17 protein-coding genes and 1 riboswitch are annotated in these 20,150 nt (G+C 64.6%); of the genes, 8 read left to right on the forward strand and 9 right to left on the reverse strand.

The genetic code is table 11. From position 1 onward, the window contains the following. Nucleotides 1-10: 10 nt before the first annotated feature. Nucleotides 11-481 (forward strand): chemotaxis protein CheW, encoded by a 471-nt coding sequence (locus THL1_RS01555; RefSeq protein ID WP_069081634.1) that lies wholly within the window; start codon nucleotides 11-13, stop codon nucleotides 479-481. A 93-nt stretch (nucleotides 482-574) separates the two neighbouring features. Here the strand turns inward: THL1_RS01555 and THL1_RS01560 are convergent, their stop codons facing one another. Both THL1_RS01560 and THL1_RS01565 read right to left on the reverse strand, forming a co-directional pair. Next, a complete protein-coding gene (locus tag THL1_RS01560) occupies nucleotides 575-1,294 on the reverse strand; it encodes a 16S rRNA (uracil(1498)-N(3))-methyltransferase (RefSeq protein WP_069081635.1) in 720 nt (239 codons plus the stop codon). 155 nt (nucleotides 1,295-1,449) lie between these two features. After that, nucleotides 1,450-2,856 (reverse strand): adenosylmethionine--8-amino-7-oxononanoate transaminase, encoded by a 1,407-nt coding sequence (locus THL1_RS01565; protein ID WP_069081636.1) that lies wholly within the window; start codon nucleotides 2,854-2,856, stop codon nucleotides 1,450-1,452. Nucleotides 2,857-3,018: 162 nt separating this feature from the next. On the opposite strand from THL1_RS01565, the gene THL1_RS01570 reads away from it, so the two are divergent. The 4 genes from THL1_RS01570 to THL1_RS01585 all read left to right on the forward strand — a co-directional run bounded on the left by THL1_RS01570 (nucleotide 3,019) and on the right by THL1_RS01585 (nucleotide 6,792). Beyond that, a complete protein-coding gene (locus THL1_RS01570; RefSeq protein ID WP_069081637.1) occupies nucleotides 3,019-4,494 on the forward strand; it encodes a flavin monoamine oxidase family protein in 1,476 nt (491 codons plus the stop codon). A gap of 236 nt (nucleotides 4,495-4,730) precedes the next feature. Continuing rightward, nucleotides 4,731-5,285, forward strand: a complete 555-nt coding sequence (locus THL1_RS01575; RefSeq protein WP_069081638.1) for a cytochrome b — start codon at nucleotides 4,731-4,733, stop codon at nucleotides 5,283-5,285. Nucleotides 5,286-5,316: 31 nt separating this feature from the next. After that, entirely contained in the window at nucleotides 5,317-5,892 is a 576-nt protein-coding gene (locus THL1_RS01580; protein ID WP_069081639.1) for a YceI family protein, read from the forward strand. A gap of 327 nt (nucleotides 5,893-6,219) precedes the next feature. Then, nucleotides 6,220-6,792, forward strand: a complete 573-nt coding sequence (locus THL1_RS01585; protein WP_069081640.1) for a YceI family protein — start codon at nucleotides 6,220-6,222, stop codon at nucleotides 6,790-6,792. Nucleotides 6,793-6,942: 150 nt separating this feature from the next. Here THL1_RS01585 and THL1_RS01590 read toward each other — a convergent pair whose 3' ends face one another. The 4 genes from THL1_RS01590 to ahcY all read right to left on the reverse strand — a co-directional run bounded on the left by THL1_RS01590 (nucleotide 6,943) and on the right by ahcY (nucleotide 12,394). Beyond that, the gene (locus THL1_RS01590) at nucleotides 6,943-8,901 is read right to left on the reverse strand and encodes a DEAD/DEAH box helicase (protein ID WP_069081641.1); all 1,959 of its coding nucleotides are present in this window, start codon (nucleotides 8,899-8,901) and stop codon (nucleotides 6,943-6,945) included. A 183-nt stretch (nucleotides 8,902-9,084) separates the two neighbouring features. Next, nucleotides 9,085-9,846: a substrate-binding periplasmic protein gene (locus THL1_RS01595; protein ID WP_069081642.1), complete on the reverse strand. Its 762-nt coding sequence runs from the start codon at nucleotides 9,844-9,846 to the stop codon at nucleotides 9,085-9,087. Between the two features lie 193 nt (nucleotides 9,847-10,039). Beyond that, entirely contained in the window at nucleotides 10,040-10,885 is an 846-nt protein-coding gene (gene metF, locus THL1_RS01600) for a methylenetetrahydrofolate reductase [NAD(P)H] (RefSeq protein WP_069081643.1), read from the reverse strand. A gap of 99 nt (nucleotides 10,886-10,984) precedes the next feature. Then, nucleotides 10,985-12,394, reverse strand: coding sequence for an adenosylhomocysteinase (gene ahcY / locus THL1_RS01605; RefSeq protein WP_069081644.1), 1,410 nt, complete (start codon nucleotides 12,392-12,394; stop codon nucleotides 10,985-10,987). A 22-nt stretch (nucleotides 12,395-12,416) separates the two neighbouring features. Next, nucleotides 12,417-12,589: riboswitch (S-adenosyl-L-homocysteine riboswitch) on the reverse strand. A 185-nt stretch (nucleotides 12,590-12,774) separates the two neighbouring features. Here ahcY and THL1_RS01610 point away from each other — a divergent pair. After that, nucleotides 12,775-13,164 (forward strand): acyl-CoA thioesterase, encoded by a 390-nt coding sequence (locus tag THL1_RS01610; protein ID WP_069081645.1) that lies wholly within the window; start codon nucleotides 12,775-12,777, stop codon nucleotides 13,162-13,164. A 239-nt stretch (nucleotides 13,165-13,403) separates the two neighbouring features. Further along, nucleotides 13,404-13,856 (forward strand): c-type cytochrome, encoded by a 453-nt coding sequence (locus THL1_RS01615; RefSeq protein ID WP_069086378.1) that lies wholly within the window; start codon nucleotides 13,404-13,406, stop codon nucleotides 13,854-13,856. On the opposite strand, the gene ligB is transcribed toward THL1_RS01615, so the two are convergent. From ligB to THL1_RS01630, 3 genes are all read right to left on the reverse strand, one after another. Next, a complete protein-coding gene (gene ligB, locus THL1_RS01620; RefSeq protein WP_069081646.1) occupies nucleotides 13,850-15,520 on the reverse strand; it encodes an NAD-dependent DNA ligase LigB in 1,671 nt (556 codons plus the stop codon). The two genes, THL1_RS01615 and ligB, sit on opposite strands and share 7 nt — an antisense overlap. Before the next feature lie 172 nt (nucleotides 15,521-15,692). Beyond that, the gene (metK, locus tag THL1_RS01625) at nucleotides 15,693-16,883 is read right to left on the reverse strand and encodes a methionine adenosyltransferase (protein WP_069081647.1); all 1,191 of its coding nucleotides are present in this window, start codon (nucleotides 16,881-16,883) and stop codon (nucleotides 15,693-15,695) included. Between the two features lie 19 nt (nucleotides 16,884-16,902). Beyond that, nucleotides 16,903-17,904: an ArsR/SmtB family transcription factor gene (locus THL1_RS01630; protein WP_069081648.1), complete on the reverse strand. Its 1,002-nt coding sequence runs from the start codon at nucleotides 17,902-17,904 to the stop codon at nucleotides 16,903-16,905. Nucleotides 17,905-18,110: 206 nt separating this feature from the next. Here THL1_RS01630 and tkt point away from each other — a divergent pair, with 206 nt between their 5' ends. Next, on the forward strand, nucleotides 18,111-20,111 hold the full coding sequence (tkt, locus tag THL1_RS01635; RefSeq protein ID WP_069081649.1) for a transketolase: 2,001 nt from the start codon (nucleotides 18,111-18,113) through the stop codon (nucleotides 20,109-20,111). The last annotated feature ends 39 nt before the right edge of the window (nucleotides 20,112-20,150 follow it).

Below are 20,150 nucleotides of genomic sequence, written 5' to 3' on the forward strand. Positions count from 1 at the left end.
AGGAATTCCCATGAGCGAAGTCGCTACCACCCAGAACACCAGCAACAGCCTTACCGGGCTGTTATTGCCATTGTCCGACCGTACGCTGCTGGTGCCCAACGTGGCACTGGCCGAACTCATTCCCTACCGCGCACCCCAGGCCGCGCAGGGGCTGCCGAGCTGGTTGCTGGGTCAGGTGGCCTGGCGCGACCTGCGCCTGCCGCTGTTGTCCTTCGAAGCCGCTGCCGGCGGCGAGGCCAAGGTCGGCACCGGTGCCCGGGTGGCCGTGCTCAATGCGCTGGGCGGCCGTCCCCATGTGAAGTTCATTGCGCTGCTGCTGCAGGGCATTCCGCGCTCGCTGAAGCTGGAAGCCGACCTCCCACGTGCCGACGCGCCCCTCTCGGTGCTGGAGCTGGAAGCGGTGCAACTGGGCACCGACGTGGCGAAGATCCCTGATCTGATGGCGCTGGAGCAGATGCTGGCAGACGCCGGCCTGATCTGAATGCCGTAGGTTGGTCCGAGCGCAGCGAGGCCCAACATTTCTCCGGTCATCCCGCTCGTTGGGCTTCGCGTAGCTCAGACCAACCTACGGCAGCTAGAAATCGCCCCACAGCTGCTGCGCCACGCTGAGCGCCACGATGGGTGCCGTTTCGGTGCGCAACACCCGTGGCCCAAGGCGCGCGGCGTGGAAGCCTGCCGCCTTCGCCGCCTCCACCTCGGCCTTGGACAGGCCGCCCTCGGGGCCGATCAGGAATGCCAGGGTGCCGGGTCTGGCATGGCTGGCCAGGGGTTCGGCCACCGGATGCAGGACCAGTTTGAGGTCCGCTTCTACCTGGCGCTGCCAGTCGGCCAGGGTCACTGGGGAGTGGATCACCGGCAGCACCGAGCGACCGCACTGTTCGCAGGCACTGATGGCCACCTGGCGCCAGTGGGCCAGGCGTTTGTCGGCACGCTCGTCCTTCAGGCGCACCTCGCAACGCTCGCTGACGATGGGGCTGATCTCGGCCACGCCCAGTTCGGTGGCCTTCTGGATGGCCCAGTCCATTCGCTCCCCACGCGACAAGCCCTGGCCCAGATGCACCCGCAGGGGCGACTCGGCCTGGCCTGCGATGGTTTCGCGCAACTCCACGCGCACCGCCTTCTTGCCCACGTCGACCAGCTCGCCCAGGTACTCCTGGCCGGAACCGTCGAACAGCTGCACGGCGTCGCCGGAGACAAGGCGCAGCACGCGGCCGATGTAGTGGGCCTGGGCTTCGGGCAGCTCGTGCTGGCCGAGGGAGAGCGGGGCGTCGATGAAGAAGCGGGAGAGGCGCATGGGTGTTCGGGGCCAGGGAGGACAGGCGCGCAGTTTAAGGCCTGGCGGCGATGCCGTGTAGGTTGGTGCTGAGCGCAGCGAAGCCCAACAAACGAGTTTTCAGACTGGATCGTTGGGCCTCGCTTAGCTCGGCCCAACCTACGAGAAGGCAGCGCTTAGCCCGGATCGCGGTGGTTAGGGTGCAGGTCGCCGGCCACCTGTACGCTCACCGATTCGCGGGTGGCAATGTCGATGCCTTCGCTGGCCACCTCGGCGAGGAAGTCGATCTGTTCCTCGGTGATCACGTAGGGCGGCAGGAAGTACACCACGTTGCCAAGTGGGCGCAGCAGGGCGCCACGTTCCAGGGCGTGCTGGAAGACCTTCAGGCCACGGCGCTCCTGCCAGGGGTAGGGCGTCTTGCTGGCCTTGTCCTGAACCATCTCGATGGCCAGCACCATGCCGGTCTGGCGTACTTCGGACACCTTCGGATGGCCGGCCAGGTGCGCGGTGGCCGTGGCCATGCGCATTGCCAGCTTGCGGTTGGCCTCGATCACCCGGTCCTCTTCGAAGATATCCAGGGTCGCCAGCGCGGCGGCGCAGGCCAGCGGGTTACCGGTGTAGGTGTGGGAGTGGAGGAAGGCGCGCAGGGTCTGGTAGTCGTCGTAGAAGCCCTGGTAGACGGCATCGGACGTGAGCACCGCCGCCATGGGCAGGTAGCCGCCGGTCAGGGCCTTGGACAGCACCAGGAAGTCCGGGGCGATGCCGGCCTGCTCGCAGGCGAACATCGTGCCGGTGCGGCCGAAGCCGACGGCGATCTCGTCGTGGATCAGGTGCACACCGTAGCGGTCGCAGGCTTCGCGCAGCAGCTTGAGGTACACCGGGTGGTACATGCGCATGCCGCCGGCGCCCTGGATCAGCGGCTCGACGATCACGGCGGCGACCTCGTCATGGTGCTCGGCCAGGGTGCGCTCCATGTGGGCGAACATGGCGCGGGAGTGTTCTTCCCAGCACATGCCTTCGGGGCGCAGGTAGCAGTCGGGGCTGGGTACTTTGAGGGTGTCCAGCAGCAGTGACTTGTAGGTTTCGGTGAACAGCGCCACGTCGCCCACCGACATCGCCGCCACGGTTTCTCCGTGGTAGCTGTTGGTCAGGGTGACGAAGCGCTTCTTGCGTTCCAGGCCCTGATTGCGCCAGAAGTGGTAGCTCATCTTCAGCGCCACTTCGATACCGGAGGAGCCGTTGTCGGCATAGAACACCCGGTCCAGGCCCTTGGGTGTGATCTTCACCAGGCGCTCGGACAGCTCTACCACAGGCGCGTGGCTGAATCCCGCTAGGATCACGTGTTCCAGTTGGTCCACCTGGTCCTTGATGCGCTGGTTGATGCGCGGGTTGGCGTGGCCGAAGACGTTGACCCACCACGAACTGACGGCGTCCAGATAGCGTTTGCCCTCGAAGTCTTCCAGCCAGACACCTTCGCCGCGGCGGATCGGCACCACGGGCAGCCGTTCGTGATCTTTCATCTGGGTGCAGGGGTGCCAGAGCACGGAAAGGTCGCGTTTCATCCAGTCGGCATTGAGGCCCATGAGTCGTTCTCCTGTAGCGATCGGCGAAGCCTATGCAATGCCTTCGCCCTGGACAAGCAGGACGCCGCCTGCTGCCTGGAAGGCACGTCTGTTCCGGCCGACGGGGCTGGCGTATCCTGCGCGCCAATTCAGAATGACGCTGTTTCACCGGGGGAGATTTTCATGCCTGCAGCCTGGCGCGCCTTGGCGCTGATCGTATTGGGAGGGCTCAGCGCAACGGCGCTGGCCAAGGACAAACCGCCGACGGCCATCATCATCGGTGGCGGCATGGCTGGCCTGACCTCGGCCTATGAGCTGCAGCACAAAGGCTGGCAAGTGACCGTGCTGGAGGCCAAACCGAGCATCGGCGGGCGTTCCGGCCTGGCCGCCAGTGAGTGGGTCGGCAGCGCCAAGCTGCAACCCGCCCTGTACCGCTACCTGGACCTGTTCAAACTCAAGGCCGTTCCTGCGCCGGACTACGTGCGCACCCCGGGTTATCTGGTGAGCGGCCGCTACTTCTCCGAGGCTGACCTACTCAAGGAGGCGCCCAGCACCGTCGAGGGCCTGAAGCGCTTCGACAAGAGCCTGGACGACCTGGCCGCCTCCATCGACGATCCGATGAAGCCGCTGGCCAACCACACCCTGCAAACCCTGGACTCCATCTCCGTCGCCCGCTGGCTGGAGAAGCTGAGCCTGCCACCGACGGCCAAGGCCCTGGTCGACCAGCGTATTCGCTCGCGCTACGACGAACCTTCGCGCCTGTCGCTGCTCTACCTCGCGCAGCAGGCCCGTGTGTACCGTGGCTTGCCAGATACCGAGATGCGTGCCGCACGTCTGCCGGGCGGCAGCCAGGGCCTGGCCCAGGCAATGGCCAAGCAGATCAAGACCATCAAGACCAATGCCCGCGTCTCGGCCATCGTCCAGGAGAAGGACGGCGTCACCGTCAAGGTCGGCGGTACCGGCTACAGCGCAGACTACGTGGTGCTGGCCGTGCCGCTGCCGGCGCTGGGCAAGATCAGCCTTACCCCCTCGCTTTCGGCCCTGCAACTGCGCGCCCTGAAGGACATCAACTATGGCTGGCGCGACCAGATGCTGCTGCAGTTCAAGAAGCCGGTGTGGGGCAAGAGCCGGCTTTCCGGTGAGGTCTACAGCGATCAAGGCCTGGGCATGCTCTGGGTCGAACCGGCCCTCAAGGGCGGCGCCAACCTCCTGATCAACCTGTCCGGCGACAATGCCCGCCTGATGCATTCCTTCGGCGACCGGCAGATGGTCGACCAGGTGCTGATCCGCTTCGACCGGCTCTATCCGGGTGCCCGCGAGCAGTTCAAGGGCTTCGAGCTTCGTCGTTATGGCAAGGACGCCCTGGCAGGCGGCGCGTACCTGGCCTACGGTCCGGGTGAGATCAGCCTTTACTGGCGCATGTGGGAGAAGCCCCTGGGCCGCGTGGTGTTCGCCGGCGAGCACACCGACGTGCTCTACCCGGGCACCCTGGAAGGGGCCCTGCGCAGCGGCCAGCGTGCCGCCACCCAGGTGATCGACCTCAAGGCCGGCAAGGCGGTGGGCCCGGTTGAAACCGTGGCCGAGGCCAAACCGGAAGCGGCGCCCAAGGCGTCCAGCAAGGAAGAAAAGAAAGGTTTCTTCTCCCGCCTGTTCAACTGAGTTGCACCTCCGGCGGCGAACCTCCTCGCCGCCGGTCCCCTTCGCCGCACCGTTCGGCCGTGGCTGACGAACTTTCAGGGCTTTCCTTCGACAAACGCCGGCAAAGTCCCATTTGCTGTAAAGATCGTATTACTCGATATTTCAGAGCGAAATTTTCCACTTTAATTCGATAGATTTGCCGCTAGGCTTTATCAACCGCGTTTTCCAGCCTGCGTTGTTCCCAAGGATGTTTCTTCATGCAATGGCGTAATACCCCCTCCCGCTTCGGCCTGGTCAGCATCTTCATGCACTGGGGAGTGGCCCTGGTCTTCTTCGGCCTGTTTGCACTGGGACTTTGGATGGTCGGCCTGAACTACTACAGCAGCTGGTACAAGACCGCTCCGGATATCCACAAGGGCATCGGCATCCTGCTGTTCCTGGTCATGCTGGCGCGCCTGGCCTGGCGCTTCATCAGTCCACCACCGCCGGCCCTGCCCAGCCACGGCGCGATGACCCGCCTGGGTTCTAAGGTCGGCCACCTGGTGCTGTACGCCGGCCTGTTCGCCCTGATGATATCCGGCTACCTGATTTCCACTGCCGAAGGCCGTGGCATCGCCGTATTCGGCCTGTTCGAGGTGCCGGCTACCCTGACGTCCATACCCGACCAGGAAGACGTTGCCGGTGCGATTCACGAATACCTCGCCTGGGGCTTGCTGATTTTCGCCGGTGTCCATGCGCTGGCCGCCCTCAAACACCACTTCATCGATCGCGACGCAACCCTGACCCGCATGCTCGGTCGCGCCGCCAAATAAAGCTGCAACCTCTAAACAAGGAGATTCACCCATGCTGAAGAAAACCTTCGCTGCGCTGACCCTCGGTACCTCGCTCTTCGCTGGCCAGGCCATGGCCGCCGACTATGTGATCGACAAGGAAGGCCAGCATGCCTTCGTCAACTTCGAGATCGGCCACCTGGGTTACAGCTACATCTACGGCACCTTCAAGGACTTCGATGGCAACTTCAGCTTCGACGAGAAGAACCCCGAGGCCAGCAAGATCAAAGTGACCCTGAAGACTGCCAGCGTCGACACCAACCACGCCGAGCGCGACAAGCACATCAAGAGCGGCGACTTCCTGAACGTCAGCAAGAACCCCACTGCCACCTTCGAGTCCACCTCGGTCAAGTCCACCGGTCAGGGTACTGCCGACGTGGCCGGCAACCTGACCCTGAACGGTGTGACCAAGCCGGTGGTTATCCAGGCCAAGTTCGTGGGTGAAGGTGACGACCCCTGGGGCGGCTACCGCGCAGGCTTCAAAGGCACCACCACCATCAAGCTGAAGGACTTCGCCATCCAGAAGGACCTTGGCCCGGCTTCCCAGGAAGCCCAGTTGATCATCTCCTTCGAGGGCGTGCGTTCCTGAACACGCTTTCCCGCTCCAGCAAAACGCCGGCTTCCAGCCGGCGTTTTGCTGTCCGGCCCGGCGTTCGGGACGTGGCGGGCGGACTTCGGGACGTTCGGCCTTGACCGTCGCCGGGGCGAGGCTCAGGGGTAGCGACGTCACGCGTAGCCAGCCCTGGAATATCTCGGCATCGGCAGTGTCAAAAAAAGAAACTGCGGGGGCCATATGCGCTCAATCGATGATGAACGTGCGCGCGGCATACGTTCTCTGGAAATCTGAACGAACTATCCAGACGTTCAACCAGGTCTCTACACAGGATCTCCCGCCCATCAACAAGGAGATTCACCCATGCTGAAGAATACCTTCTCTGCGCTGACTCTCGGCGCCGCGCTGCTCGCCAGCCAGGCCATGGCCGCCGATTACATGATCGACAGGGAAGGCCAGCACGCCTTCGTCAACTTCAAGATCGGCCACCTGGGCTACAGCTACATCTACGGCACTTTCAAGGACTTTGACGGTTCCTTCAGCTTCGACGAGAAGAACCCCGAGGCGAGCAAGATCAAGGTGATCCTGAAGACCGCCAGCGTCGACACCAACCATGCCGAGCGCGACAAGCACATCAAGAGCGTCCTCCTCAACGTCAGCAAGAACCCCACCGCCACCTTCGAGTCCACTTCGGTCAAGTCTACCGGCCAGGGCACTGCCGACGTGGCCGGCAACCTGACCCTGAACGGCGTGACCAGGCCGGTGGTGATCAAGGCCAAGTTCGTTGGCGAGGGCGACGACCCGTGGGGCGGCTACCGCGCCGGCTTCGAAGGTACCACCACCATCAAGCTGAAGGACTTCGCCATCCAGAAGGACCTCGGCCCGGCCTCCCAGGAAGTCGAGCTGATCATCTCCTTCGAGGGCGTGCGTTCCTGAGCACGATTCGATGCGGTAACAGAACGCCGGCCCAGTGCCGGCGTTTTGCTTTCCGTCCAGTGGGGTGCGCAGTGCACCCTACGGCCGATACCCATTGGGCAACAACGAAAACGCCGGCACGAGGCCGGCGCTTTCATGAGCGGGTGAAACTTAGCGGTTGCGGGTCAGCAAGGCCGGTTTCTCGCCACGCGGGCGGTTGCTCTGCTGCAGTTCGTCCAGTTGCTCCGGCGTCGGGAAACGGTCGGTGCGGGACTCCTTCATGATGATTTTCGGTGCCGGCTTGTTGGACCGTGGGTCCTGCACGGCTGGCTCATCACGGCCTCGGGACTGTTGCGAATCATCACGGCGTGGCTCATTGCTACGGCCCTTGGCAGGCTTGCCCTGGCGCTGCTGGCCCGACTTCTGGCCACCCTGTTTCTGGCCCGGATTGCCGCCCTGGCCGCGACCTTGGCCGCTACGGCCCTGACCCTGACCTGAACCCTGGCTCGCCCCTTGTCCCTGGCGCTGACCCTGGCCCTGGCCTTGAGGTTTGCCTTGGCCTTGACCCTGGCCACCGCCGCGGCGCTGGTTCCGGCCCTGGCCCTTGGGTGGATAGGGGCTGATATAGTCGACGCGGTTACCGAAGTTATCCACGTCATCGTCGAGGAACTCTTCGGGGTCACGATTCTGTGCCTGCTGCGGCGCACGCGCCTGCTTGGCCGGTTGCTGCGGTTGCTGCGGTTGCTGCTGTGGACGTTGGCCGCTGGCCTGCTGGCCTGGTTCCTGGCCTTGGCCTTTGCCCTTGCCGCGACGACGGTTGCGACTCTTGCGCGGCTTGCCCTCGGCGCCTTCGACGGTGGCGTCCTTGGCCTCGACAGACGCCTGGGGCGCAGGGGCCTTGCCTTCGCGCTTGGGCTTGTCGGCACGTGGCTGACGCTCGGGGCGCGGCGGACGTGCTTCGGGGCGTTCGACCTCGACGGTGGCCGGGTCGAAGCCCTGGGCATTACCGTCGGGGATATTCTGCTTGGTCAGGCGCTCGATGGCCTTCAGCAGTTTCTCTTCATCTGGAGCTACCAGAGAGATCGCCTCGCCACTACGACCGGCACGACCGGTACGGCCGATGCGGTGTACGTAATCTTCTTCGACGTTGGGCAGCTCGAAGTTGACCACATGCGGCAGTTGGTCGATGTCCAGGCCTCGGGCGGCGATGTCAGTGGCGACCAGGATGCGCACGTCATTGGTCTTGAAGTCCGCCAGTGCCTTGGTGCGCGCGTTCTGACTCTTGTTGCCGTGAATGGCGGCAGCGGCCAGGCCATGCTTGGCGAGGTACTCGGCGAGACGGTTGGCGCCGTGCTTGGTACGGGTGAATACCAGCACCTGTTCCCAGGCACCGACCGTGATCAGATGCGCCAGCAAGGCGCGCTTGTGGCTGGCGGGGAGGCGGAACACGCGCTGCTCGATGCGCTCCACCGTGGTATTTGGCGGAGTCACTTCGATGCGTTCGGGATCGTGGAGCAGCTTGTTGGCGAGGTCGACGATGTCTTTCGAGAAGGTCGCCGAAAACAGCAGGTTCTGGCGCTTGGGCGGCAGCTTGGCAAGGACCTTCTTCACATCGTGGATGAAGCCCATGTCGAGCATCCGGTCGGCTTCGTCGAGCACGAGGATTTCCACGTGGGAGAGGTCGACTTTGCCCTGGCCGGCCAGGTCGAGCAGGCGGCCGGGGCAGGCCACCAGCAGGTCCACGCCCTTGGACAGGGCCTGGACCTGGGGATTCATGCCGACACCGCCGAAGATGCAGGCGCTGGTCAGGCTGAGGTCACGGGCGTAGAGCTTGAAGCTGTCGTGTACCTGGGCCGCCAGTTCGCGGGTCGGGGTCAGGACCAGTACGCGCGCCTGACGCGGGCCATGGCGCTGGGATTTGTCGTGGTGACCGTTAGGGAACAGCAGTTCCAGGACGGGCAGCGCGAAACCGGCGGTCTTGCCGGTACCAGTCTGGGCCGCAACCATCAGGTCGCGACCTTGCAACACGGCGGGAATGGCCCGCTGTTGCACGGGGGTGGGCTGGGCGTAGCCGGCAGCTTCGACGGCGCCGACCAATGCCTCGGAGAGACCGAGGGAAGCAAAGGACATGGGAGATCCTGTGTAGTTCTAAGGGGCTGGCCCGATAGGGTGATCGTGTCTGGCTCGAATCGCGGCGATGGCACGCGATCCCGACCGGTCCTGCTGGCCGAAGGGATGGCTCAGCGTCCGGGCGTATGCCTGACGGAAAGCCGAGTATAACAGCTCCTCGGCAATGTACAGCCATCCCGGCGCTCAACGGTTGCTGGCGCTCGCTTCGATCGGGTCGCGGTAGCGCGCTTCGAGCTGGGCATATTGCGGCTCCTGCTTGAAGCGTCGCAACTCGGCGCTGAAACGTTCGGCCAGGCCTTCCAGGTGCGGCCGGCGACGAAATGCCAGGTACAGGCGGTCGCGGCTTACCACGCGCGAGTGCTGGGCCACCTGCCCGTCGAGCCCCAGCTGCCGGAGCAGGAAATGGCCGGCGCGGCGGTCGTTCACTATCAGGTCGACACGGTCGCGCACCAGCTTGCCGAGGTTGGCTTCATGGGTGGGCGCCGGTTCGCGGATGAACAGGGGCGAGGTGCGGAAAGCCTTGTCGGCGTACCAGTAACCGGGCGAAACGCCGACCTTCAGACCCTGCAGATCGGCCAGGCGCCGGAAGGGGTAGGGGCGTTGTCGCGCGTAGAACAGCACGAATTCGATTTCCGACAGCGGCTCTTTCGGGAAGACCATCTGCGTTTCCCGCTCGTCGGTGTGGAAAATATCCAGCACGGCATCGGCCAGGCCGCTCTCCATCTCCACCAGGCAGCGCTTCCACGGCATCAGGCTCCACTGGACCTCGATGCCCAAGCGCTTGAAGACAATGGCGCTGGCCTCGTAATCCAGACCGCGGGGCTGGCCGTTCTCCTCGAACACATACGGGGCCCAGGGCTCGCTGACAATGCGCAGGGGCTCGGCCCGGGCGGCGAGGTCGAGGCAGGCAAGCAGGACGATGGCGAGGGTTCGGAATGCTGGCATGTAGCCAGATTACGTGGCTGCGGAGGTGATGGGTAGTGCGCTGAAAGTCCAACGCCTTGGGCTGTGACGGCCTTCGCCTCGCTAGAGGCGCAGGCCGTGGAGTCTGCTCGAAGAGTGGGGAGCGCGTTGCGCTTGTGGGGCGGAAAAGGAAAGGCCGGGCGAATGCCCGGCCTGTTCGCCTTCTACGCAGAACTCAACGTGGCAGGTTGAGGTTCTTCCAGATCGCCAGACTCGGTTCGGCCTGGTTCAGGGTGTAGAAGTGCAGGCCGGGGGCCCCGCCTTGGAGCAGGCTTTCGCACATTTCGGTGATCACCTGCTCGCCGAAGGCCTGGATGCTTTGTACGTCATCGCCGTAGGCCTCCAGTTGCTTGCGGACCCAGCGCGGGATTTCCGCGCCGCAGGCGTCGGAGAAGCGGGCCAGTTTGCTGTAGTTGGTGATTGGCATGATGCCGGGCACCACGGGGACATCCACACCCAGCTTGCGCACGCGCTCGACGAAGTAGAAGTAGCTGTCGGCGTTGAAGAAATACTGGGTGATCGCGCTGCTGGCCCCGGCGTTGACCTTGCGCACGAAGTTCGCGAGGTCGGACTCGTAGCTGCGTGCCTGGGGATGCACTTCCGGGTAGGCGGCGACTTCGATGTGGAAATGGTCGCCGGTTTCGCTGCGGATGAACTCCACCAGCTCATTGGCGAAGCGCAATTCGCCGCTGGCGATGCCCATGCCGGAGGGCAGGTCGCCGCGCAGGGCGACGATGCGCCGGATGCCGGCGTCCTTGTAGTGGGCCAGCAGGGCGCGTAGTTCGGCCTTGCTGTCGCCGACGCAGGACAGGTGCGGTGCAGTGGGGATCATCACCTCGCCGTCCAGCTGCAGCACGGTCTGCAGGGTGCGGTCGCGGGTGGAGCCGCCGGCACCGTAGGTGCAGGAGAAAAAGTCCGGCTTGTAGCTGGCCAGGCTGCGAGCAGTGGCCATGAGTTTTTCGTGGCCGGCTTCAGTCTTGGCGGGGAAGAACTCGAAGCTGTAACGGCGTTCTTGCGACATAGGTCTTTCCAGGCTCGAGAGCAGCGGGCGGAAGGCCGCATGCCTTCCGACAGGCGGAAACGGGGGAGGACAAGCCCTGGGGCTCGCCCTCCCGGCACATCAGTAGCGGTAGGTGTCCGGCTTGAACGGGCCTTCCACGGTCACGCCGATGTAGTCGGCCTGCTGCGTGGTCAGCTGGGTGACCACGCCACCGAAGCCCTTGACCATCTCCAGCGCCACTTCCTCGTCCAGCTTCTTCGGCAGCACTTCGACGGTCAGGCGGGCGGCCTTGTCGGCAGCCGACAGGTCGGCGAACTTCTGCTCGAAGAGGTGGATCTGCGCCAGTACCTGGTTGGCGAAGGAGCCGTCCATGATCCGGCTCGGGTGGCCAGTGGCGTTGCCCAGGTTCACCAGGCGGCCTTCGGCCAGCAGGATCAGGTAGTCGTCATTGAGCGGGTCGTAGCCATCGTTGCCGGTGCGGTGAATCTTGTGCACCTGCGGCTTCACTTCTTCCCATGCCCAGGTCTTGCGCATGAAGGCGGTGTCGATCTCGTTGTCGAAGTGGCCGATGTTGCAGACCACGGCGCGCTTCTTCAGCGCCTTCAGCATGCCAGCGTCGCAGACGTTGACGTTGCCGGTGGTGGTGACGATCAGGTCGATCTTGCCCAGCAGCGCAGCGTCGACGCTGGCTTCGGTGCCGTCGTTCAGGCCGTTCTTGTACGGGGAAACGACTTCGAAGCCGTCCATGCAGGCCTGCATGGCGCAGATCGGGTCGACTTCGGAAACCTTGACGATCATGCCTTCCTGGCGCAGGGACTGGGCGGAGCCCTTGCCCACGTCGCCGTAACCGATCACCAGGGCCTGCTTGCCGGACATCAGGTGGTCGGTGCCGCGCTTGATGGCGTCGTTCAGGCTGTGACGGCAGCCGTACTTGTTGTCGTTCTTGCTCTTGGTCACCGAGTCGTTGACGTTGATCGCCGGGACTTTCAGGGTGCCGGCCTTGAGCATGTCGAGCAGACGGTGCACACCGGTGGTGGTTTCCTCGGTGATGCCGTGGATCTTCTCCAGCATCTGCGGGTATTTCTTGTGCAGGATTTCGGTCAGGTCACCGCCGTCGTCCAGCACCATGTTGGCGTCCCACGGCTGGCCGTCCTTGAGGATGGTCTGCTCGATGCACCACTCGTACTCCTGCTCGGTTTCGCCTTTCCAGGCGAAGACCGGAATGCCGGCGGCGGCGATGGCGGCAGCGGCCTGGTCCTGGGTGGAGAAGATGTTGCAGGAGGACCAGCGTACTTCGGCGCCCAGGGCGGTCAGGGTTTCGATCAGCACGCCGGTCTGGATGGTCATGTGGATGCAGCCGAGGATCTTCGCGCCTTTCAGCGGTTGCTGGCCGGCGTACTTGCGGCGCAGGGCCATCAGGGCCGGCATTTCGGATTCCGCGATGATCAGTTCGCGGCGGCCCCAGGCGGCCAGGGAAATGTCGGCGACCTTGTAGTCGTTGAAATCGGCAGGCGTCATGACAGCGCTCATGCGTGAGTCTCCATTCGTAGTGTGCGAATGGGCGCCGTTGATGCGTTTGTCGATCGGCGGGTTGCTGACCGGGTCTACGCCCCTTCCGAGCCTGACAGGCGGAGCCTGATTCGAATCTGGTCGAGTGCCGCAGAAATACTCTGAGGCTCGCAAGATTCGAAACAGGCACCACTTGCTGCAGCGCCCCTCGGACGGGTGGCGGGAAACGGTCGGACTGCGCCGGCCGTTTGAAAAAACCTGCGGATTATAGCGACGCCGACGGGCTAGCCCAAGGTTTTCCGTCGCCCCGGCAGTGCCTATGGGCCCGATTGAGCACCTTGTCGCGACAAGCGGCGGCTCGCCGGTCATGATCTTGCCCTCTCACACCAGGAGAACGCTGCATGAATTTCCATACGCGCAAATGGATCAAGCCCGAAGACCTCAACCCCAACGGCACCCTGTTCGGCGGTAGCCTGCTGAAGTGGATCGACGAAGAAGCCGCCATCTACGCCATCATCCAGCTCGGCAATCAGCGCGTCGTCACCAAGTTCATCTCCGAGATCAACTTCGTCAGCTCGGCCCGGCAGAGCGACATCATTGAACTGGGCATCACTGCCACCGAGTTCGGTCGCACCTCCATCACCCTGTGCTGCGAAGTGCGCAACAAGATCACCCGCAAGAGCATCCTCACCATCGACAAGATGGTCTTCGTCAACATTGGCGAAGACGGACTGCCGGCGCCCCATGGCAAGTCGGAGATCACCTACATCAAGGACCGCTTCAAGGAGTGATCCAGCCGGTCCGGACGGTCAGGGCGATACTCGCAAGCAGGGTCGACGGGGACAGGGGATACGACTGTTCATCGGATTTTCTTCCAGGTGAAATGACGCCGTTCTGGCGGGAAACGCAGGCTGGCGCGGGGTTGATCAGGCCTTCATCGGTCTGCGACAAACTGTCGCCTGGCTTGGCAATTGCCGGGCGGCAGGGAGTACCCTGTCGCCCGCCTTCAGCCTGCCCCGTGATCCTGCCGATGAACGCCAAGAAGTTTTTCATCCTTGCTGCCGCCTGTCTGAGTCTTGCCGCCTGCGGTGGCGTGGACCCCAATTCGCCGCTGGGCAAGCGCCAGGTGATCTTCAAGGAAATGCTGCGCACCAGTGAAGACCTCGGCGGCATGCTGCGTGGCCGCATCAGCTTCGATGAGCAGCGCTTCGCCACGGGAGCGGCCAAGCTCGATCAACTCTCCCGCCAGCCCTGGCAGCATTTCCCGCAGGCCCAGGAAGGCGATGACGACAGCGCCGCGCGCGATGAAGTCTGGCAGCGCCAGGAGCGCTTCCAGCAACTGGTGCGCGAGCTCGAGGCCAGCACCGGCCAGCTTGCCAGTGCCACTCAGGCCCGCCCGCTGACCGCCCAGGGCATGGCGTCCCTGGTGCAGAAGGTGGAAGACAGCTGCGAAGCCTGCCACAAGGAATTCCGCGCTTACTGAGGCGCCCCGAAGCCTGCCACCCCTTCGGCCTGAAGCCGCTCCGCCAGCACCCGTACCTCCGGGTGCTGGAAGAACGCCGCAAGCTGTTCGGCCCTGGCCGGGCCCAGGCCTTCCATCTGTTGCCAATCCGCCGCCGTCCGGCTGCTCAGGCTCGACCAGTCACCTTCCAGCTTTGCCGAGCCTGTCGGCGGAATCCCCAGGGCCTTGAGCCATCGCGCAAAGGGCCTATTTCGGGCTTCGTCGAAGCGTTGCGCCAGTGCCGTTGCGCGGGCAGCGCCGATTCCCGGCCGGGCCGCCAGTCCGGGTGCGTCCAGTGCCAGCCAGTCGAGCAGGCCGTCCAGCGCAAGGCTGGCCCAGGTGCCGCGGCCCACGCCGGCCAATGCCAGGCCTCCGGGTCCGCCCAGCCAGTCCAGGCGTGCGAGGAACTGCGCCTCGCAGCCGGGGCTGCGGCGAAAGCAGCTCAGCGCGTGGTACTGGCGACTGTCGGGCGCCTCCACGGGCAGGCGTTCGGCGGCGCGCAGTACCACTGATTCCAGCCTTGGGATGGTGAGGCCGGCCAGGGCAATGGCCACCTGGTCGCCTGGGCGAACATCCAGTTGCCGCCAGCGTTGCAGGGAGCCGAGCCCGACCCGCTGGATGCGGCGGTCATCCAGCGTCACCGGCTCCAGCTGGAGCAGGGGCGTGACCCGGCCCGTGCGGCCCACCTTGAACTCCACGGCGCGTACTTCCGCCAGTGCCTTGGCGAAGGGGTACTTCCAGGCGATGGCCCAGTTCGGCGGTTGCGGCTTCCACCGTCGTGCCGCAGGCCGGGTGCCCTGGCGAATGACGATACCGTCGCTGGCAAACGGTAGCGGCGACCGGTACCAGTGATCTCGCCAGTGGGCGATTTCGTCGGCGCTTGCGACGGGACGGGTCAGCGCCTCGGCATCGGTGAAACCCATGGCCTGCAGGCCTTGCAGGCGCATTTCCATCTGCACCGGCCCATCCGGCCAGTCCCAGATGAAGAGGCCGATGCCACTGGCATCGCGTCTGGTCAGCTTGCGTCGATTGAGCAGGCCGGCCACCTTTCCGCGTGCCCCTTGGCCGCCACGCTCTGCCTGAACGTGATCTGGCAGGTGCCAGAAAAGTTCGCCCTGCAGCACGCCGTCGCCAATGCCGGCCAGCTTCTGGGGAACTGCCGCGATGCGTCCTGCATGCGGGGTCCAGTCCTGTCCGTGACGGCCATCCCCGCGGCTGATGACTTGCACCAGTCGGCTTTCGCGGTACACCAGCGTCACGGCCACCCCGTCCACCTTGGGCTGTACCCAGAGGTCGCGCCGCTGACCCATCCAGCGGCGCAGTTCGTTTATGTCGCGCAACTTGTCCAGACCGGTCTGGGCCGCGGGATGGCGGACCTTGCCGTCGCTCCCGGCCAGGGGATCGCGAACCGGCAATGCCGCGACGGGAAAGCAGCTGCTCAACCGCGCAAGGCGGGCGCGGGCCTGGTCGTAGAGTTCGTCGTCCACCGCCGAGTGCCCCTCGTGGTGATAGGCGAAGTCCCAGTCGGCGATGCGCCTGGTGAGAGCGTCGAGTTCGGCGTTGGCTCGGTCTGCCGGCCAGTCGGGGCAGGCGTTGGCCAGGGCGAGGCAGGGCAGGAGTAATGGAGCGGAAATCCAGGCTTTCATGGCGAGCCTCCATGCTCGTGGGGGAGGCAGCCAGTCTAGGAACTGGGCGAATAGACGGGCGCTGAATCCCTTGTCCGTTTCGGCGTGGTTCGTTGTGGGGAATGGGGATTGCCGAAGTGCGCCCAACAAAAAGCCCCGCACGAGGCGGGGCTTTCTGCCGATCGGTCAGGGCTTAGAGGCCAGCGGCAATGCGCAGGGCTTCGGCCTTGTCGGTCTTTTCCCAGGTGAACGTGGTGAAGGTGTCGTCACCGTAGGTCATTTCATAGGGATTGCGACCGAAGTGGCCGTAGGCCGCAGTCGGCTGGTACATCGGGTGCAGCAGGTCGAGCATCTTGGTGATCGCGTATGGACGCAGGTCGAAGTGCTCGCGAACCAGCTGCACGATCTTCTCGTCGCTGATCTTGCCGGTGCCGAAGGTGTTGATCGAGATGGAGGTCGGCAGGGCCACGCCGATGGCGTAGGACACCTGGATCTCGCAGCGCTCGGCCAGGCCAGCGGCGACGATGTTCTTGGCCACGTAGCGGCCGGCGTAGGCAGCGGAGCGGTCAACCTTGGACGGGTCCTTGCCGGAGAACGCGCCGCCACCGTGACGGGCCATGCCGCCGTAGGAGTCGACGATGATCTTGCGACCGGTCAGGCCGCAGTCGCCCACCGGGCCGCCGATCACGAAGTTGCCGGTCGGGTTGATGTGGAACTGGGTGTCCTTGTGCAGCAGCTCGGCCGGCAGCACGTGCTTGACGATCAGTTCCATCACGCCTTCGCGCAGGTCGGAGTACTTCACGTCCGGGTTGTGCTGGGTGGACAGTACGATAGCGTCGATGCCGACGACCTTGCCGTTCTCGTAGCGGCAGGTGACCTGGCTCTTGGCGTCCGGACGCAGCCACGGCAGCAGGCCGGACTTGCGGGCTTCGGCCTGGCGCTCCACCAGACGGTGGGAGAAGCAGATCGGGGCGGGCATCAGCACGTCGGTTTCGTTGCTGGCATAGCCGAACATCAGGCCCTGGTCACCGGCGCCCTGGTCTTCCGGCTTGGAGCGGTCGACGCCCTGGTTGATGTCCGGGGACTGCTTGCCAATGATGTTCAGGATGCCGCAGGTGGCACCGTCGAAGCCGACGTCGGAGCTGTTGTAGCCAATGTCGATGATGACCTTGCGCACCAGCTCTTCCAGGTCGACCCAGGCGGAGGTGGTGACTTCACCGGCGATGATCGCAACGCCGGTCTTGACCAGGGTTTCGCAGGCAACGCGGGCGTGCTTGTCCTGGGCGATGATGGCGTCGAGGACGGCATCGGAAATCTGGTCGGCGATCTTGTCCGGATGGCCTTCGGACACGGATTCGGAGGTAAACAGGGAGTATTCGCTCATCTATCGGTTTTCCTATTCGTTACCGGTGGGTGAGTTCGCTTCGTGAGTCCGGTTTGGCGAAGTGCCGCACCTGAATCTGAAAGCCGTTTCGCAAGCCAATGTAGAGGCTCTCGCCGGGCGTGAGCCCCGCGGCATTGGCCCAACGGGCCAGGTCGTCCTGTTCGAAGCCCAACCATAGATCGCCGCAGGCCTCCCTGGCCCAACTCTGGTTGTGGCTGCACAACTCGGTCACCAGCAGTGCGCCGCCTGGCTGCACTCGCTGGGCCAATTGTTTCATCGCATCGGCCGGCGCCGCGAAATGGTGCAGGACCATGTTCAGCACCACGCAGTCGGCGGCCGCCTGCTCGTCATTCAGGGCATCGGTCAGTCGCAGCTCGACGTTGTCGAGGCCTTCTTCGTTGCAACGCATGCGCGCCAGTTCCAGCATGGCCGGGCTGTTGTCCAGCGCCGTGACCTGGCTGAAGCGCCGCGCCAGGTCCGGCAGGAACCCGCCGTCGCCGGGGCCGACCTCCAGTGCAGTGGCGCCGGATTCGAAACCCAGTGCGTCGAGCAATGCCAGCACGCTGTCACGGTATTGCGGCAATCCTGCGATGAGGTCTTGCTGCGCCTGGAATTTTTCCGCCGCACGGGCGAAGAAGTCGCGGCTGACCGCTTCGCGCTGGGCGTGCACTTCGGCAATGCGCCCGGCGATATCGGCCGGCAGCTCCAGGTCGTCCACTTCGGCCAGCAGGGCCGCGTGCAAGATGCCGCCGACCCGTTCGTTCTGCGCCAGGGCGCGGCGGTAGAAGATCGCGTTGCCTTCGCGCCGGGTGGCCACCAGGCCCGCCTGGGACAGCACCTTGAGGTGGTGACTCATGCCGGACTGGCCGGTGGCGAAAATCTGTGTCAGCTCCAGCACGCCGAACGAGTCGTTGGCCAGTACCCGCAGCACGTTCAGGCGCAGCGGATCGCCGCCGGCTTTGCACAGGGCGGCCAGCTCGTCGCTGTCGTCATGGCGGATCTGGGGTACGCGCAGGCTCATAGGTGGCGCAGTCTAGCCCCCGGTCCCGGCCGTCGCAATGCCAATATCAAAAAGTTTTGATATTGGGTGATCGGCGGTCAGCCGGGCTTTTGCGCAACTGACCGGTGAAACTGCGACCATCTGTGATTGCCCGCGACCTGCCGGCTGGGCGAAAATAGCGGCCTTTTTTCGATTAGCCGTCTATTCAGACCTGCAGGAGATAAGCGATGCCCAGCCGTCGTGAGCGTGCCAATGCCATTCGTGCCCTGAGCATGGATGCTGTGCAGAAAGCCAACAGCGGCCACCCCGGCGCCCCCATGGGAATGGCCGATATCGCCGAAGTGCTCTGGCGGGATTACCTGCAGCACAACCCGAACAACCCCGAATGGCCCAACCGTGATCGCTTCGTGCTGTCCAACGGCCACGGCTCGATGCTGAACTACTCGCTGCTGCACCTGAGCGGCTACGACCTCACCATCGAAGACCTGAAGAGCTTCCGCCAGCTCGGCAGCCGCACCCCGGGTCACCCGGAATACGGCTACACCGCCGGCGTGGAAACCACCACGGGTCCGCTGGGGCAGGGCCTCGCCAACGCCGTTGGCTTCGCCATCGCCGAAAAGACCCTGGCTGCCCAGTTCAACCGCGAAGGCCACAACATCGTCGATCACAACACCTACGTGTTCCTCGGCGATGGCTGCATGATGGAAGGCATTTCCCACGAAGTCTGCGCCCTGGCCGGTACCCTCGGCCTGGGCAAGCTGGTTGCCTTCTACGACGACAACGGCATTTCCATCGATGGCGAAGTCCATGGCTGGTTCACTGACGACACCCCGAAGCGCTTCGAAGCCTACGGCTGGCAGGTGATCCGCAACGTCGACGGCCATGATGCCGACGAGATCAAGACCGCTATCGAGACCGCGCGCAAGTCCAGCGACCGTCCGACCCTGATCTGCTGCAAGACCGTGATCGGCTTCGGCTCGCCGAACAAGCAGGGCAAGGAAGAGTGCCACGGCGCGCCGCTGGGCAACGACGAAATCGCCCTGACCCGCGCTGCCTTGGGCTGGAACCACGCACCCTTCGAAGTCCCGGCCGACATCTATGCCGAGTGGGACGCCACGGCCGCCGGCGCCGCCCGTGAGGCCGAGTGGAACGAGCGTTTCGCCGCCTACGCCGCCGCTCACCCGGAACTGGCCGCCGAGTTCCAGCGCCGTATCAAGGGCCAGCTGCCGGCCGACTTCTCCGCCAAGGCCGATGCCTACATCGCTGAAGTTGCCGCCAAGGGCGAAACCATCGCCAGCCGCAAGGCCAGCCAGAACGCCCTGAACGCCTTCGGCCCGCTGCTGCCGGAATTCCTCGGCGGTTCGGCTGACCTGGCCGGTTCCAACCTGACCCTGTGGAAGGGCTGCAAGGGTGTGTCCGCCGAGGATGCTTCCGGCAACTACCTGTTCTACGGCGTTCGTGAGTTCGGCATGAGCGCCATCATGAACGGTATCGCCCTGCACGGCGGCTTCATTCCCTATGGCGCCACCTTCCTGGTGTTCATGGAATACGCCTGCAACGCGGTGCGCATGGCCGCGCTGATGAAGAAGCGCGTGCTGTTCGTCTACACCCACGACTCCATCGGCCTTGGCGAAGACGGCCCGACCCACCAGCCGGTGGAGCAGTTGGCCAGCCTGCGCTGCACCCCGAACCTGAACACCTGGCGTCCGGCCGACGCGGTGGAATCCGCCGTGGCCTGGAAGTCTTCCATCGAGCGCAACGACGGCCCGAGCGCGCTGATCTTCTCCCGCCAGAACCTGCCCCACCAGGCTCGTGACGCCGCCCAGGTGGCGAACATCGCCCGTGGCGGCTACGTGCTGAAGGACTGCGACGGCGAACCGGAGCTGATCCTGATCGCCACCGGCTCCGAAGTGGGTCTGGCTGTCCAGGCCTTCGAGGCGATGACCGCAGCCGGCAGCAAGGTGCGCGTGGTGTCCATGCCGTCCACCAGCCTGTTCGACCAGCAAGACGCCGCCTACAAGCAGGCCGTGCTGCCGGTACAGGTTGGCGCGCGGATTGCCATCGAGGCCGCCCACGCCGACTTCTGGTACAAGTACGTCGGCCTGGAAGGCCGCGTGATCGGCATGACCACCTTCGGTGAGTCGGCCCCGGCTGCCGCGCTGTTCGAGCACTTCGGCTTCACCGTCGACAACATCGTCGCCACCGCCGAAGAACTGCTGGACGTCTGACCCGTTCGTAGGAGCGAGCGCTGCTCGCGAAGCTTTTTG

Origin of the sequence: Pseudomonas sp. TCU-HL1 (assembly GCF_001708505.1) — a bacterium.
GTDB lineage: Bacteria > Pseudomonadota > Gammaproteobacteria > Pseudomonadales > Pseudomonadaceae > Metapseudomonas.

Coding starts and splice junctions, on each gene's coding strand:
- THL1_RS01555 (WP_069081634.1), top strand. CDS start 11: ATGAGCGAAGTCGCTACCACCCAGAACACCAGCAACAGCCTTACCGGG.
- THL1_RS01560 (WP_069081635.1), bottom strand. CDS start 1,294: ATGCGCCTCTCCCGCTTCTTCATCGACGCCCCGCTCTCCCTCGGCCAG.
- THL1_RS01565 (WP_069081636.1), bottom strand. CDS start 2,856: ATGGGCCTCAATGCCGACTGGATGAAACGCGACCTTTCCGTGCTCTGG.
- THL1_RS01570 (WP_069081637.1), top strand. CDS start 3,019: ATGCCTGCAGCCTGGCGCGCCTTGGCGCTGATCGTATTGGGAGGGCTC.
- THL1_RS01575 (WP_069081638.1), top strand. CDS start 4,731: ATGCAATGGCGTAATACCCCCTCCCGCTTCGGCCTGGTCAGCATCTTC.
- THL1_RS01580 (WP_069081639.1), top strand. CDS start 5,317: ATGCTGAAGAAAACCTTCGCTGCGCTGACCCTCGGTACCTCGCTCTTC.
- THL1_RS01585 (WP_069081640.1), top strand. CDS start 6,220: ATGCTGAAGAATACCTTCTCTGCGCTGACTCTCGGCGCCGCGCTGCTC.
- THL1_RS01590 (WP_069081641.1), bottom strand. CDS start 8,901: ATGTCCTTTGCTTCCCTCGGTCTCTCCGAGGCATTGGTCGGCGCCGTC.
- THL1_RS01595 (WP_069081642.1), bottom strand. CDS start 9,846: ATGCCAGCATTCCGAACCCTCGCCATCGTCCTGCTTGCCTGCCTCGAC.
- metF (WP_069081643.1), bottom strand. CDS start 10,885: ATGTCGCAAGAACGCCGTTACAGCTTCGAGTTCTTCCCCGCCAAGACT.
- ahcY (WP_069081644.1), bottom strand. CDS start 12,394: ATGAGCGCTGTCATGACGCCTGCCGATTTCAACGACTACAAGGTCGCC.
- THL1_RS01610 (WP_069081645.1), top strand. CDS start 12,775: ATGAATTTCCATACGCGCAAATGGATCAAGCCCGAAGACCTCAACCCC.
- THL1_RS01615 (WP_069086378.1), top strand. CDS start 13,404: ATGAACGCCAAGAAGTTTTTCATCCTTGCTGCCGCCTGTCTGAGTCTT.
- ligB (WP_069081646.1), bottom strand. CDS start 15,520: ATGAAAGCCTGGATTTCCGCTCCATTACTCCTGCCCTGCCTCGCCCTG.
- metK (WP_069081647.1), bottom strand. CDS start 16,883: ATGAGCGAATACTCCCTGTTTACCTCCGAATCCGTGTCCGAAGGCCAT.
- THL1_RS01630 (WP_069081648.1), bottom strand. CDS start 17,904: ATGAGCCTGCGCGTACCCCAGATCCGCCATGACGACAGCGACGAGCTG.
- tkt (WP_069081649.1), top strand. CDS start 18,111: ATGCCCAGCCGTCGTGAGCGTGCCAATGCCATTCGTGCCCTGAGCATG.